We start from the raw sequence: 14,726 nt of genomic DNA, 5'->3' as shown, positions 1-14,726 counted from the left end.
ATTCAATTCTTGGGTTATTATAAGTGAGCAGTCGACGAGCGGAGCTAAACAAAGTGAAGTAAGCCGGTTGAAAAAATGCAGGAATGGCGGAATTGGCAGACGCGCAGGCTTCAGGTGCCTGTGGTCGCAAGATCGTGTGGGTTCAAGTCCCATTTCCTGCATTCTTTTTTATTTTATCCAAAATCAAAAAGGAGCTGTTGCTTCCGGATGAATATTTATCCAGAGGCAGCAGCTCTTTTTATTTTTCTCATTTTTCCTCAAAAAATCCGGAGAAAAAAGTAAAACCCGGGTTCTCTCCCACTTTCGCTATGATGTAGTCAGTTCAAAGGACAACACATTTACAAAAGGAGGATCCGATCATGAAGCCCTAAACTTTAGACACCAATTACCAATTAACTTCATTCATATGTAAAACAGGAGGAAAAAATATGACTATCAGATTTGATCATTACGATCCCAACGAATTTCTCAGCACTTTCATAGCATTTATTATTGTACTGGCCGGCATCTCCATTTTAGCATGGATAGTTTTCTACTTTATAAAAAATTCCGACAAAACCAAGCCTGTCATCACAAAACGTGTAAAAATCCTCGCAAAACTTCCAGGTGCACACATGGTTGGATGGTATCTCGTTGAATGTGAAGACGGAGAACGTTTAAAACTCAGAACCTTTGAAAATCATAAAGTACTTTTTTCTGTAAATGATATCGGAATTATCCGCTATCAGGGAAACACCATCCTCTCCTTCCAGAGAGAAATAACCAATCCAATCCGCTGAAAGGACACTTTCTATGATTCATGTACGATCTTTCCGCACTGCCGGGAAATGCCACGGATTTGATATCAGCCGGTGTCAGGATCAGATCAGAATACTTTCCGATGCCACACAGACAACCATTGTTTTATGCGACGGGGCTGGAAGCAGCCCCTATGGTGGCATTGCAGCCAGTGTAACTGCAAGTATTCTGGCCCGGAATCTTCATTCTAATTTTGAGCAATATCTCCATAACGCACTTCCCGATATCAAAATGCAGCTCACCCGGACAATAAATAACGAACTGAAAAAAATGGCAAAAGAAATGCAGATCGCTCCCAGACTGCTGGCAACAACCATACTCGCCATTTCCATGGACAAAAACGGCAGATTTATCGGTGTACATCTGGGAGATGGATGCATATTATGGAACATTAACAGTTCCAACCGCCTGCAGACCGTTTCTTCACCCCAAAGTGGAAATACCCCAAATTCAACCTATCTGACCATGAACTGCCCTCTTTTTTATTATCTGCGTTTTTATCGCTGGACAAAACCTGGTGCCAGAAGGATCATTCTTTTATCCGATGGAATGAACAGCCTGAACGTTCCTCTCACTTCCGGTATCTTTTCTGTGCAGAATCAGGATCTCCTGAATCAGAAAATGATAAACACCAGAAATTTTGATGATATGAGCTATGTACTCTGTGAGTTAGATGCTCCCTGTTCCAGACAATAACGTCAGTGATACGGACATTTTGGCAAAATCATTCGGAAATATATGTGATATCCACAGTTTTCTCTTTTCTGGCTCCCAGGATCTGCTCCGCTTTTTCCCTCATCTCTCCGTACCCGTAGAAAGGAATACCATAATATCTGTCGTCATCCCGTCCCAGCGCATATACCATCTCTTTCTCAAAATCCACATAGGCATAAGGAATATCCGCATACGGGTGCAGCTGAGAATTTTCATCCACAGAATAGATATTCAGTACTCTTTCCAGCCATCCGTCAAGGGAACTGATGCTTACCTGGCCCTCTTTTGTATACAGCGCCAGATATCTTCCTTTCGGATCTGTCAAAATATCTGTTTTCTGTGCAGAATCCGTATCCACCACCTGTGTCGCAATGTTTTTTCCGGAAGCAAGATCCCAGATTGTAACTTTTTTGTTGCAGTATACTACCAACTGTTCATCTCTTTTAAAAAATGCCACCAGCGGTTCCTCTGCCCCATTACGGGGAATTGTGAAAAACGGCTCTTTCTTCCCTCCGTCATACACATCAATGGATGTATCACCTACAACTGCAAAACGCTTCGTTGACGTTCCCTGAACTTGCGTCTCTTCCGTCGTTTCCTCCACAGTTTCTTCTGTCTGAATTTTCTTTTTTATATCCTGCGCCTCTGCCGGTTTCATGGATGCATCCTGCGCGATCTGAGAAATAACCAGAAACGGCGTCCCGTCCTTCATCTGAATGATCACTTTTTTATTCGAATCATATAAAAAACCGCCAACAGAACGGTCTTCCACGGAAAAAATCTTCTGATGATTATCCATCCAGAACCGTTCCACACTTCCGTCCGCAAGACCAAGCAGCACTGTACTTTCATCATACACTGCCATTTTTACGATTGGATATGCAAAATCTTCTTCGCATAATATATTGTATGTATTCCTGTCAATGAGCATCAGATGTGTACCCAGGTTGACGAAGATCACATCTGCCTTTTTTTCACTGTCAAACTGAAAATCTTCATATACTGCCGCATCTGCATACAGCGAATCTTCATACTGTGTCCGCAGGTAATGGGTCGTATTTTCCCACACTTTTCCCTTTTCCAGCTGATATATTACCTCGCGGTATCTTTTTTTATCATCGATTCCACTGTTTCCAAAAGGCACGTTCTCACATTCTATGGTAAGAAATTCCGAATTACTGATAAAACGGATCGTAGAAACATGATTGGCTTCCAGTGTTGTCTGTTTTCCTGTATTCAGATCAACCGTCTGAATACCTCCGTCCCAGATATCTCCGGAAGCATAATCAAGCCAGCTGACTGCCAGCATATTTCCGTCCGGAGAAATTGCGATGGAAGTTATATGATCCATTGCGTCCACAGTCAGTCTGATCTTTTTCATGCTGCCATGGTTCAGATCATACCGATACACATAAACTCCATCCAGAGACTCGCAGCCAAATACAAGCATCCCATCATGAAGTGCCCAGACCGGAGTTTCCAGCATGTTGTCGTCTTCTTTTAACGAAATCCTTTTTATACATTTCTGCTGTTCAATGTCCATGTAGTACGCTGTGTTCTGTGAAAACAACAATATTTTTCCTTCGGAAACAAATTTTCCATCTATAAATATAGAAGTTTCTTCTTCCAGTTTACACTTCCACTGCAAAGACCAGTCTTCCATATTGTAAAAATACGCGATTCCGGATTCATCCAGACAGAAAAACACCTTTCCATCCGGACTGCTTTCACCGATATCCGTTGTATTATTTTCCAGTTCCACCTGTCTGTCCGGTCGGAAGCCTTCTACATTTCCTTCATGATGATAACTGTACAGGGCAGAATTCAATGCATAGATCTCTTCCGGAATCACTGGAGTATCCCCGTCTTCCTGTGCCTCCAGAGCAGCCTGCAGTGCTTCTTCCCGGTTTCCTTCCTTCAAAAGTTCCCCAGACAGAGCCACCTGATCCTCTGCCCTGTTTTCCAGGATCCGCCGGTTCTGTTCTTCAATCCTGCGGTTTCTGTCCATGGCAAACAGAAAAAAAGCATTTGCCATCAGCACAGCCAGGGAGCCAATGACTGCATATTTCTTTATGATATAATTTCTCTGTCTCTGTTTCAGAGAATCATATGTGGTTCCTAAGATGGGAGCAGCAATCTTTAACAGTACATCTTTCTTTACATTTCGTATCACCTGTTCTGGTGTTTCCCCTCTTGCATCGGCAGCAAGAACCTCTGCGGTCCTGTCACTGCCCAGCAGTTCCTTTGGAAAAACTTCTTCCGGTTCTCCATCTGTTACTACGGCAAGTATTCTGGATCGGTCATGAAATTCAAGAAATGTTTTTATTTCCAGATTAACCCAGGGGGAATCTTTAGTTTCAGAAGAGCAGATCACGATCAGCCATCCTGAATTTTTCAGCGCTTCCCGGATCTGAAGCCCAAAATCAGAACAGGATGACAGTTCCCCTTCGTCCATAAAAACCCGTCTGATCTTTTTTATTTTATTTTTACGCATCCACGGAATGTGGAAATGTTCCAGTTTCTGCTGAAGTATTTTTGCAGCCTGGCTGTCCGTTTCCCCATGACGATAGCAGATAAACGCATCATATACAACCTGGGAAAGATCGCTTTTATACGGCTGCAGCGCATGAATAAGATCCGATACATCTGCCAGCATTTCTTCACAGGAATGATATCGCTCCTCCGGCGTTTTCTTTAACGCTTTCGAAATGATCTGATGGACTTTATCCGCCATATGAGCCGGACAGTTCAGCTTTTTCAGTTTTCTTTTTGAAAGATACAGGCCGATATTCGCAGAGTCAAGTTCCCTCTGGGTGTATCTCTTTCCGGTCAGCATCAGAAGAAGCAGGTATCCCACACTGTACAGATCTGCCTCTGCTCCCAGCCTCAGAGTTCCATCATTGTGCCCGACAATCTCCGGCGACTCGAATCCCATTGTGGAAAATAATGCTCTGTCACGAATCACAGGACATAACCCGTCCTCGCAGACAGGTCTCGCCGCTCCAAAATCCACCAGAGAAACCAGATTATCTTCCGCCGAAAGGCTTCCTTTTATAAAAACATTTCCGTCTTGGATATCCAGATGGAGAAAACCTGCTTCATGGACTTCCTTTACCGCAAATAATACCTGTTTTATGATCTGAAATGCCTGGACAACCGAAAGTTTTTCTCCCCGGGAAAGATAAGATTTCAGTGCTTTTCCTTTGGATTCCAGTGATGTCATGACTGTAAGTGTATTATTTACCAGATGAAAGGTATGTCCCTCATCAAAAGAGAGCTCAACTTCCCAGGAAGCACTAATGACAGGAATCGTTCTAGCCGCGGTATTGTAAATTTTTCCTGTTATTTCCTGCTCCTGCATCTGCATTTTTCTGACAGAATTAAGATAACGGACTGCTGCCGGATTTTCTGTTGCAGATACGATCTCACCATCTTCCCTGCGCTCAAAAACAAAGGCAGATGACAGTGGAAAACACTCTTTTAACGCATAGTCAATTTCACTGACTGTAATTTTCCCATTAAAATGAGATATTTTTTTACACGGGTATACGATACTTCCGCCGCCTTCTCCGACAGGCGTTCCGGTAATTTTATACAGTTCACCCTGGGATAAACGGATCCATGTTCCCTCCCGCAGTACTTTTCGCATTATTTTTATCCCTTTCTTATTCACACTTCTTCCATATTTCCGTATCCGGATTCCAGCCACATATCACTTAAATTCTCTGTTTTTCCATCCCATGACAGAGCCGGTGTTCCTATCTCTTCCGCCACAAGCGCATAAAGAACAAAACGGTCCAGAGGAAATGGCGGATAAAGAGGGTCAAAAGAAAACATCATCAGAAATCCGTTAATACAGCTGATATAACCTTCTATTTTTTCGTATTCATCCCAGCATTCAACCGCATCTTCCAGCTGCCCGAGAATGTTTTCCAGATTTTCAGAAAAATGTTTTTCTTCGTTTGCTTCTGCCATTTCATAAAGTTCATCCCGCAAATCTTCATTTTCATTTCTTGAATATCCGGAAATAAACAGATATGCGAGCAGCAATATATCTTTACGTTCAACAATGGCCGCATTGTCCGGTTTTTCCACAAAACGTCTGATGGCACCCAGACGGTTGCTTCTCTCATAAGCTTTACACACAAGATAAATCTCTTTATTAAATGGTATATTATCATGTTTCGTCTTCAGACTTCCATGAGATGGCAGGCCAAGCTCCCCGGGTTCCGCAAACTGCCAGCCATGAGCACACATAAATGCCTTGGCCAGGCTTCCCATATCCGGATAACCATCTTCTGCGATCTCCACCTTAACCTGATTGTCTCCGGAATTTGAGACCTTTCCGACTGCGTCGCTTCTGCGGTCACCTTTGTGATATGCCCAGTAATCGTAAGTTGGATAGAGTTTTACAAGATAGCGTGTCAGTTCCATCAGGTCTTTTCTTCGCTGCAGGGAGTATCCGGAATAATAAACAGAAAGATTATCCGATATCACTTTTTTCGTTTTTTTATCTTTCTTCACGAGGTTTTTTCGTCTGGTAAACTCTGAATCTACGGAATACATGTATTCGATCAGCTTATCTTCCATATCTTCCCGTTCGGATTCCGGGACACTGATACCGGCCAGTTCCGGTATCTGGTTGCTGATCATTCTGGTCATACCCATATTACCTACAGACTGTATTTTTCCGGCATCTTCTTCATCATACCGTGGCCTGTTCTGTTCATATTTTTTGAGTATGCTTTTTACTTTGGTCCAGTCTCCCCGGGGACGCAGCATTTTGCAGAACAGGCAGATACAGTCCAGCGGATTTCTTACGCTGAACGGTTCATGTCCACAGGCAAGGAGAAATTTTGTCGTAGTATAATCATCCATATTTAAAAGAAAAGACAGTTTTACCGCAAGTTCCCTTTTTCTGGGATATTTTTTGTCACTGAGCCACTGAAACCATTCGGTTGCCTTTACTACCTCGTCCTGTTCCTTTAACATATATTTTTCCAGCCTGGAGCTCAGAACTTTAAGAAATTTCTCCGGCCATGGGACATTGTTGTTTACGGTCAGATCTTCATAAGATTCCCCTGTTTCTTCGGAAACACCACCCAGAAGCTCCGGAAAAGAGACCTGTATCTGCCTTCTCATCAAAAATCCGGCCGTGCAGAGATTTCTGGCATCATTCAGGCTCCTGACAACAGCCATGGGGTCGTTCATCAGTTCTTCACTCATATCCGCCAGTTCTTTCGTCCACATATCCATTGCTTCTTCTGCCTGTCTTGTGAGACTGTTCTCATATTGAAGGCCTGTATTTTCCATATGTTTTTATTTCCTTTCCCTGTAAAAAATACAGCAACAGGCTCCCTTTCTCTCAGGAGCCTGCCACATCTTCAAATATTTATTCTGTTTTCTCTTCGGATTCTGTTGCAGTTTTTTCTGCTTCTTCCACCACTTCCTGTGTATCTGTCTCTTCCGAAACCTCTGCTTCCGGAGCGGCTTCTTCAGTTTTCACAGTTTCTGTTACTTCCTCTGCTTCCGCAACTTCTGCCTCTGCTGCGTCTTTCAGCTCTTCCTCTGCCTGCTCGATTACGTCTGTGGCTTTTTCTTCCAGCTCTGCAGTAGGACACGCGGCTCCACAGTAAGGGCAGAAACTTGCTTCCCGCATAACTGCCTTATGGCAGGCCGGGCAGAATTTTTCACCTTTGCTGGCTGCAATGGCATCCCGGAAGTGATCCGCCTCCAGCATATGCTGACTGATCTCTTCACAGATTGCTCCTACTTCACCATCCACTGCCTCCCCGTGCTCATAACGGGTATAGATCAGTTTTCCGATATCCATCATCAACTTCTCTGTCATACGCTCCTGTGCAGAAAGCTTATTCCGGATTTTCTGAATCTCATAAAGATTTTCTGCTCTGGAGCTGAGCCCCTTCGCCTTCCGTGTCAGTGTATTTCCAAGATCATCCCAAAAATTCGCCATATCTGTCACGCTCCTTTTCTTTTATAAAACACGTTTTCACCCTTCAATGAGCGGAGTTTCCTGACCACGCATCAGAATCTTCGGTCCGCCATTTCCCTGGATATAACCTTCTGTGATCACTACTTCACCGATATTGTCGTCCTTCGGGATCTCGTACATGATATCCAGCATATACTCTTCCAGGATCGCACGAAGCGCTCTGGCCCCTGTGTGACGCTCCAGCGCTTTACGTGCGATGGCATGAAGGGCTCCGTCCTCAAACTCAAGTTTTACCTCATCCAGAGCCAGAAGTTTCTGGTACTGCTTGAGAATAGCATTCTTCGGCTCCTTAAGAATCTTCACAAGCATGTCCTCTGTCAGTCCGTTCAGTGTAAAGATAATCGGAAGACGTCCGATAAACTCCGGGATCATTCCAAACGCACGGAGATCATCTACGGTAACTTTCTCCAGGACATGTGGATCATTGTCATATTTATCCTTCAGATCTGCATAAAATCCGATGGACGCCTGCTTATTCAGCCTCTCCTTGATGATGTTCTCAAGATCTGGGAACGCACCGCCACAGATAAATAGGATATTTCTTGTATTTACCGTTACCATCGGGACCATTGCGTTCTTGCTGGTGGCACCTACCGGCACCTCAACCTCACTTCCTTCCAGAAGTTTCAGAAGTCCCTGCTGAACAGCCTCACCGCTGACATCTCTCTGGTTGGTGTTCTTCTTCTTGGCAATCTTGTCGATCTCATCGATAAAGATAATTCCATGCTCTGCTTTCTCCACGTCATTATCTGCCGCTGCAAGAAGCTTGGATACTACGCTCTCGATGTCATCGCCGATATATCCTGCCTCTGTAAGAGATGTGGCATCTGCAATAGCAAGCGGCACCTCAAGAAGTTTGGCAAGCATCTTCACCAGATAAGTCTTACCACAGCCTGTCGGTCCGATCATCAGCATATTGGATTTCTCGATCTCAATATCATCCATGGTGTCTGTGGCAACTCTCTTATAATGATTATAGACACCTACAGACATTACTTTCTTGGCATATTCCTGTCCGATCACGTATTCGTCCAATGTTGCCTTGATTTTATGCGGTGCCGGAATATCTTTAAGATTGATCACCGGCTTCGGGGTTTCGGATTTCTTCTTGATTTTCTTCGCCTGATTTCCCGGATTCTGAAGACTGCTGAGGTCGATCATACTCACATTCGGCATGTTAAAAAGATCGGAATAATTTCCGTTACTCATCTGTGTATTCATAGTATCGAAGCTCTTCTGCATGCAGTCTGCACAGATATGTATATTATTGGGAAGGTCAATCATCTTCCCTGCCTGACTCTCCGGTCTGCGGCATAAAAAGCAGAATTTTTCATATTTCTGCTCCTGATCATTGTCTTTATTATTATCAAACTCTGCCATAACGTTTCCTTTCTCGTTTTTATTATGCATATTATAGCACATAATCCTCAGGTATCAAATTAACTTTTTATAAAACCAGGGAGCTGCATTTTTCCTGCAGCTCCCTGTATAAATTCTATTCGCTGTTTTCTTCTAGTTATCAGAAGATGGCTTGCTTCCCAGTGTAACTTCCACGGTCTGTTCCTTATATTCTCCGCTTTCTGCTCTGGCAATTACCACTTCAATGGTTTCTCCGGACTCGTAATACTGAAGCTTGCTTACCAGATCATCCTTACCACTTACTTTCTGTCCATCCAGCTTCACGATAATATCGCCTTTTTTTATTCCGGCATTGTCGGCCGCACCGCCTTCTGTTACCTGTGTAAGGAAAGCACCTGCCGGCATATTATACATCTGGATCGCTTCTGTTGTAAGATCAGCCGCCTTAATTCCCAGATAACCAACCTTGGAAGAATCCTCCACCTTATCACGTGTCTGGCGGTTCATCAGCTCCTCCAGAATTGGCTCTGCCTTGGAAATCGGAATCGCATATCCCATGCCTTCTACCTGGCTGTCCGCATATTTGGCAGCATTAATTCCAATTACTTCACCCTTCATATTAAGAAGTGCGCCGCCACTGTTTCCTGGATTGATTGCCGCATCTGTCTGAATGAGTCCGGATGTCTCTCCTTCTTCTGTACTGATGCTGCGGTTCAGGGCACTTACCCATCCGGAAGTTACAGACTGACCATATCCAAGTGCATTACCAATCGCAACTACCTGCTCTCCTACAACCAGATCATCGGAGCTTCCAAGCTGTGCAATCTTGATCTTACTCATAGTTGCTTCCGGAATGTCTGATTTCTCCACTGCGATCACTGCCAGGTCATTTTCTTCATCGGTACCTTTGATCTTGGCTGAAACCGCATTATCAACATCCACATCGTTTCCGGAATTGTCACCGCTGGCCATTGCCTGTGTTTCTTCTTCCGCACCGACAACATCACCATCCGCGAAACATACGGTAAGTGTTGTTGCACCGGATACTACGTGATTGTTGGTTGCAATCAGAAGCTCACTGTCATTTTCACCTACAATGATTCCGGATCCGCTTCCCGCACTCTGATACTGACGTGTTCCATATCCGAAAAAGCTCGGGATCTCCTGAACACTGACGGAAGTAATTGCCACAATAGATGGCATCGTTGCCTGTGCAACGCCTGCTACCGTACCGCTTTCTGCCACAATATCCTGTACGCTGGAATCTGTGGAACTATTATCTGCACTGCTGTTGTCTGTTCCGTCAATGGTTTCTGTTTTTTCAATCTGTGTACTGCTGCCATCTTTTATGAATTTATCAGCTGCAATATTCACTCCCTGGAATACTGCACCCGCAACCAGTCCGAAAATCACAGCCAGAGCCACTGCTGTCGCTGCTTTTTTGCCAAAACCGTTATTCCCATTTCCACCGGATGTTTTTGGTTTTTGTGGTTTTTTGGGTGGAATGCTTCCTCCTGCATAATTTCCGGCCTGAGGCTGATGTACTTCATAATGTCCGTATTTCGGTTTTTCCTGAGCCATACCGCCATTCTGTGTGTTTCCGGCATTGCCCTCCTGCATCCGTCTACCTGCTGAATATGGATGTGTCAGTGGTTTTTCCATTGTGAAATTCACTTCAGATGTTCTTCTGTCAGAATCTGTTTTCTCTTCCTGTACGGTCTCTATATGATCCATGCCACTGCCTGTTGCACTGCCAGTGTCTGTATTTCCATAAGTATTCAGAGCATTACCCTCTTTAGGAGCGTTGCCGCCTGTTTCCGGCAGGTTTTCACCCCATCTGTTTTCTTCACTCATGATTCTGGTGCTCCCTTCTTTATTTTTTCTTCTGCCATCGCTTTATAAGACACAGTTTAACAGGCAATTGTGTTCAAACTGTGATATATCTTTTAAAAAAGAGTGACCCTCTGATCCGGTTTGTTTATTTCTTTTTCTTCCAGTATTCCGGACTCATGGTGCAGGATAGAATCAGCTTTTCAGGAAGTTTTTTATATCGCTTTCCGAGAAAATATCCCGCATATTTGGAAGCGCTCTGAAAAAACAGTCCCGGTATCATCCAGATGTGTCCTGTTTTTGTCAGATATGCCATACTTTTTTTCACCAGCCGGATTCCCTCCCCTTCAGATGGAACTCCCTCAAATATCTCCGGATGCTCCGCCTGGGAAACACCAAGGTCAAAATTTCTGTGAAACTGCTGCGCGCAGCTGTAATTATGGGAATGGTAAACTCTTGCCTCTGCCACATAGGCAACTCCGTATCCTTTTTTTACCATCCATCCTGCATAAATCATATCTTCATTAAAAATCGCATGTTCCAGAAATCCACCGATTTCGTTATAAATTTTGTGATCATAGGCAGCACAGACATTGGAACAGAAATAGGTTTTAATTCCCCGTGTTGCCAGATCCTTCTCTGTTTTCAGGCAGGACTCTGACGGATAATTAAAAGAACGGGTATATTTTTCCAGGAAACCACAATCACTTTTTGGAAGCTGTCTGGCATAGGCAGCACCGACCTTCTCATTTTCCTGTATCGCTGTAACAAGACTGCCGATCAGTTCCCTGTCTGCCGGCAGGGCATCCTGTGTCATAAAAACCAGAATTTCTGCATCGGACAGCTCTGCGCCTCGTCTTCTTGTTGCCCCGTGATCAAACTCTTCCTTTGTAAGATGGTGCACTTCCACAAGAGGATATTTTTCCTCCCATGTTTTTTTCCAGAATTTTTCTTCTGTATTCATAACAATAATTCTGTTAACCGGATATTTCTGAGCACTGAGACGTTCCAGAAGTTTCTCAAATTCCTCCCCCGGACGGTATGCCGGAATGATTACATCTGTTTTCACTGTATTCATAATTTTCTCCTGTCCAGAAAGGACCACCCGTTACTGGATGGTCCTTCTTCTGATTGATTATTTCTTTTTTATTCTCCGTCTGAAAGATCCTCACCGCCGCCGGAATCGCCACCGGAATCTTCTGCGGAATAATCACTTCCAGCATCATCTCCACCACCGGAATAGTCCGTGTCGTCTCCACCACCGGAATAATCCGTATTGTCTCCACCACCGGAGTAATCCGTGTTATCACCGTAATCGGTATTATCACCGCCGCTGTAATCCGTATTGTCGCTGTAATCACTGTCGTCGCTGCTGTAATCATAGGAATATGAAGTATCCGTATCCCCCTGCCATGTATATGAATCATCCGTTGTGGTACCCGGAGCCTCCGTCGCTGCCGGAGATGTGCTCTGTGCCTCACCGCCGCCTGCAATTGTGGTAATCTGTGCACTCTTGTTCAGTACATCTTCTGTCGGTGCATAATTTGTATTTCCATACAGGAACTGGTGCAGTTTCAGAACATTGGATTCCAGAGTTGTCGGTACAATTACGCTGCCCTTAACTGTAGCAAATTTGTAATCCTGCGGGAATCCTGTGGTTTCGTCAATTCCATATCCGATCATTGCCGGAATCATTTTCAGGATTTCTGTTTTGGAAACAGAAGTCTTAACCATCGGGAATACCTGGTCCATAATATCAAAGATTGTGGAAAGTCCGGCTTTTTTTGCCTTATCTACAATCATCTGGATTACCCTTCTCTGTCTTTCTGTACGTCCCATATCCAGACTTGCAGTATAACGGATACGGCAGTAAGAAGTAGCCTGTACACCATTCAGATGGTAAGTTCCCACAATTGCTTCCTGATCTTCCGGTTTCGGATCCGGCAGTTCAACAGGGGTGTAACTCTTGCCTGTCTCTTCAGAAGTTTCCACGCTGTAGTTATTCATATGCACAATCTCTGCATAGGACAACGGGATATCAAGGCCGCCAAGACAGTCTATTACCGTTACCAAAGCATCAAAATCAATTGCCACATAATCTGTAATATTCAGATCCAGATTGGTATTCAGCATATTGACAGCCTGTGTCGGACCGCCCAGCGCATAGGCTGCGTTTGCTTTGGAATAGGTATCATCTTTCACATTCAGAAGTGTATCTCGATAGACAGACACAAGCTTGACTGCTTTTGTGTCATTGTTGATACTTGCAATGATGATAGTATCACTGTTCTCTGTATTCAGCTTCTCATTTTTGCTTCTGTGATCCAGTCCGAACAGTGCATATGTGGTATATCCTGTCATCTGCGGTGCCTGATCATTGGTTACGATATCCTGCTCCTGAAGATCTGTCTCCTGAATATCAATCTTATCCAGTTTGGCTGAAATCTGTCCGTAAACGTACAGACCACCTATAAACAGGAGCAGTACGATAATTTCCAGGATAAACAGAACTTTTTTCCTTTTTTTCCGAGGTTTTGACATCTTTTCCTTTTCCCCTTTTTAGTATGCATTCTTGTTGATAAAGCCCTTGAATATGGTGAGGAACATGATCTTGATATCGAATCCTACAGACCAGTTTTCGATATAGTACAGATCACATTCGATCCTCTTCCTGATAGAAGTGTCACCACGGTAACCATTTACCTGTGCCCATCCGGTAAGGCCCGGACGCACCTGATGTTTTACCATATACCGTGGTATTTCCTCCCGAAACTTTTCTACAAAAAACGGCCGCTCCGGTCTTGGCCCCACAAGACTCATTTCCCCTTTCAGGATGTTAAAAAGCTGTGGAAGTTCATCAAGACTGGTATGACGCATAAACTTCCCGATACCGGTAACTCTTGGATCGTTTTTTACAGTCCATGCTTTTTTTTCTTCAGACTCCTTCTGAATTTCCATGGAACGGAATTTATACATTCGGAAAGTCTGATTATGCAGTCCGACACGTTCCTGTTTATAGATCAGCGGTCCCGGAGAGGTAAGCTTGATCAGAATGCACAGAATCAGCATCACCGGTGATGAAACAATGATTGCGATCGAAGAACCGATAATATCCATCGTCCTTTTTATCAGTGCATTAAACGTGTTACTCAGCGGTACATACCGGATATTGATCACCGGAAGCCCGAGAATATCTTCTGTATATGGTTTGGTCGGAATAATATTATTATAATCCGGAATAAATTTCGTGTGCACACCGGATTTCTCACAGAGTGCAACGATCTCTTCCAGACGATAATACTCACTTAAGCCCAGGGTAATGGCTATCTCATCCAGACGGCTGGATGGAAGGATGATCATAAGATTGGCGATTCTGCCGATTACCTTAACCCCTTTGTAGGTAGTGCCTGCCGGCACATTGTCATCCAGTATACCCCTGATCACGTATCCCCATTGCGGATTCTGCAGGATCCTGTCTACATATTCCTCGGCAGCGCGGCTGTATCCTACCAGCAGCACCTGCTTCTGATTCATTCCCTTTTTTCGCATGTCCCGGAGAATGTAGAATATGAACATACGCACACACCATTCCAGAACAATGTTGATCACACAGAAAGAAACCAGTGTAAGACGGGAATAATCCAACTCTTTAAAATTATAAAGTGCAAACATGATGATAAGGAGCCCTAACGCGTTTGCCTTCACAATTCCGGCAAGCACGAGACGACGCCCCTGCATTCGCATCGGTGTATAAAGATCAAAAGCCTGGTAAAGAAGCACGTAGCCTGGAATAATAAAAATCAGCATGAACATATATTCCTGGACAGTCTTGGACTGAACCGCAGAATGCTCAAAAATTCCCTGAAAACGGATCAGCCATGCCAGCGCATAGGAGGCCGCAATCACAAATACATCGATCAGCATATGGAGACGACTGAAATTTTTCTGGTTATCTTTAATCAATTTCCGCCACCTCATTTAAGTTCATTGCCTTTATCTTATAATAGATGAA

At 44.0% G+C, this 14,726-nt stretch carries 10 protein-coding genes and 1 tRNA gene; 3 read left to right on the top strand and 8 right to left on the bottom strand.

The genetic code is table 11. The features are described 5' to 3' along the window. The first annotated feature begins 77 nt into the window (after nucleotides 1–77). The 3 genes from KQI39_RS06710 (at nucleotide 78) to KQI39_RS06700 (ending at nucleotide 1,494) form a co-directional block, all read left to right on the top strand. Nucleotides 78–161: transfer RNA gene (locus KQI39_RS06710), tRNA-Leu, on the top strand. Nucleotides 162–428: 267 nt separating this feature from the next. After that, nucleotides 429–779, top strand: a complete 351-nt coding sequence (locus KQI39_RS06705) for a DUF2500 domain-containing protein (RefSeq protein ID WP_148445007.1) — start codon at nucleotides 429–431, stop codon at nucleotides 777–779. Between the two features lie 13 nt (nucleotides 780–792). Beyond that, the gene (locus KQI39_RS06700) at nucleotides 793–1,494 is read left to right on the top strand and encodes a protein phosphatase 2C domain-containing protein (RefSeq protein ID WP_216417342.1); all 702 of its coding nucleotides are present in this window, start codon (nucleotides 793–795) and stop codon (nucleotides 1,492–1,494) included. 28 nt (nucleotides 1,495–1,522) lie between these two features. On the opposite strand, the gene KQI39_RS06695 is transcribed toward KQI39_RS06700, so the two are convergent. The 8 genes from KQI39_RS06695 to KQI39_RS06660 all read right to left on the bottom strand — a co-directional run bounded on the left by KQI39_RS06695 (nucleotide 1,523) and on the right by KQI39_RS06660 (nucleotide 14,677). Next, on the bottom strand, nucleotides 1,523–5,161 hold the full coding sequence (locus KQI39_RS06695) for a protein kinase domain-containing protein (RefSeq protein ID WP_216417339.1): 3,639 nt from the start codon (nucleotides 5,159–5,161) through the stop codon (nucleotides 1,523–1,525). A 20-nt stretch (nucleotides 5,162–5,181) separates the two neighbouring features. Next, on the bottom strand, nucleotides 5,182–6,825 hold the full coding sequence (locus KQI39_RS06690) for a hypothetical protein (protein WP_216417337.1): 1,644 nt from the start codon (nucleotides 6,823–6,825) through the stop codon (nucleotides 5,182–5,184). Nucleotides 6,826–6,904: 79 nt separating this feature from the next. After that, entirely contained in the window at nucleotides 6,905–7,486 is a 582-nt protein-coding gene (locus KQI39_RS06685; protein ID WP_216417335.1) for a zinc ribbon domain-containing protein, read from the bottom strand. 36 nt (nucleotides 7,487–7,522) lie between these two features. Beyond that, nucleotides 7,523–8,905 (bottom strand): ATP-dependent Clp protease ATP-binding subunit ClpX, encoded by a 1,383-nt coding sequence (gene clpX, locus KQI39_RS06680; RefSeq protein WP_243278882.1) that lies wholly within the window; start codon nucleotides 8,903–8,905, stop codon nucleotides 7,523–7,525. A gap of 132 nt (nucleotides 8,906–9,037) precedes the next feature. Beyond that, entirely contained in the window at nucleotides 9,038–10,738 is a 1,701-nt protein-coding gene (locus KQI39_RS06675) for a S1C family serine protease (protein WP_253293092.1), read from the bottom strand. 124 nt (nucleotides 10,739–10,862) lie between these two features. Then, on the bottom strand, nucleotides 10,863–11,792 hold the full coding sequence (locus tag KQI39_RS06670) for a glycosyltransferase family 2 protein (protein WP_216417333.1): 930 nt from the start codon (nucleotides 11,790–11,792) through the stop codon (nucleotides 10,863–10,865). 68 nt (nucleotides 11,793–11,860) lie between these two features. Next, complete coding sequence (locus tag KQI39_RS06665) at nucleotides 11,861–13,255, bottom strand: LCP family protein (protein WP_216417331.1); 1,395 nt, start codon at nucleotides 13,253–13,255, stop codon at nucleotides 11,861–11,863. Nucleotides 13,256–13,273: 18 nt separating this feature from the next. After that, a complete protein-coding gene (locus KQI39_RS06660; RefSeq protein WP_148445015.1) occupies nucleotides 13,274–14,677 on the bottom strand; it encodes an undecaprenyl-phosphate glucose phosphotransferase in 1,404 nt (467 codons plus the stop codon). Between the last annotated feature and the right edge of the window lie 49 nt (nucleotides 14,678–14,726).

The organism is Blautia sp. MSJ-36, assembly GCF_018917985.1.
Taxonomy (GTDB): Bacteria; Bacillota; Clostridia; order Lachnospirales; family Lachnospiraceae; genus Blautia_A.
Note: the sequence above shows the minus strand (reverse complement) of the source record. Positions and strands in the feature narration are given on the sequence as shown.

Bases quoted from the DNA above. Each gene is read 5' to 3' on its own strand.
- KQI39_RS06705 (WP_148445007.1), top strand. From the start codon at position 429: ATGACTATCAGATTTGATCATTACGATCCCAACGAATTTCTCAGCACT.
- KQI39_RS06700 (WP_216417342.1), top strand. From the start codon at position 793: ATGATTCATGTACGATCTTTCCGCACTGCCGGGAAATGCCACGGATTT.
- KQI39_RS06695 (WP_216417339.1), bottom strand. From the start codon at position 5,161: ATGCGAAAAGTACTGCGGGAGGGAACATGGATCCGTTTATCCCAGGGT.
- KQI39_RS06690 (WP_216417337.1), bottom strand. From the start codon at position 6,825: ATGGAAAATACAGGCCTTCAATATGAGAACAGTCTCACAAGACAGGCA.
- KQI39_RS06685 (WP_216417335.1), bottom strand. From the start codon at position 7,486: ATGGCGAATTTTTGGGATGATCTTGGAAATACACTGACACGGAAGGCG.
- clpX (WP_243278882.1), bottom strand. From the start codon at position 8,905: ATGGCAGAGTTTGATAATAATAAAGACAATGATCAGGAGCAGAAATAT.
- KQI39_RS06675 (WP_253293092.1), bottom strand. From the start codon at position 10,738: ATGAGTGAAGAAAACAGATGGGGTGAAAACCTGCCGGAAACAGGCGGC.
- KQI39_RS06670 (WP_216417333.1), bottom strand. From the start codon at position 11,792: ATGAATACAGTGAAAACAGATGTAATCATTCCGGCATACCGTCCGGGG.
- KQI39_RS06665 (WP_216417331.1), bottom strand. From the start codon at position 13,255: ATGTCAAAACCTCGGAAAAAAAGGAAAAAAGTTCTGTTTATCCTGGAA.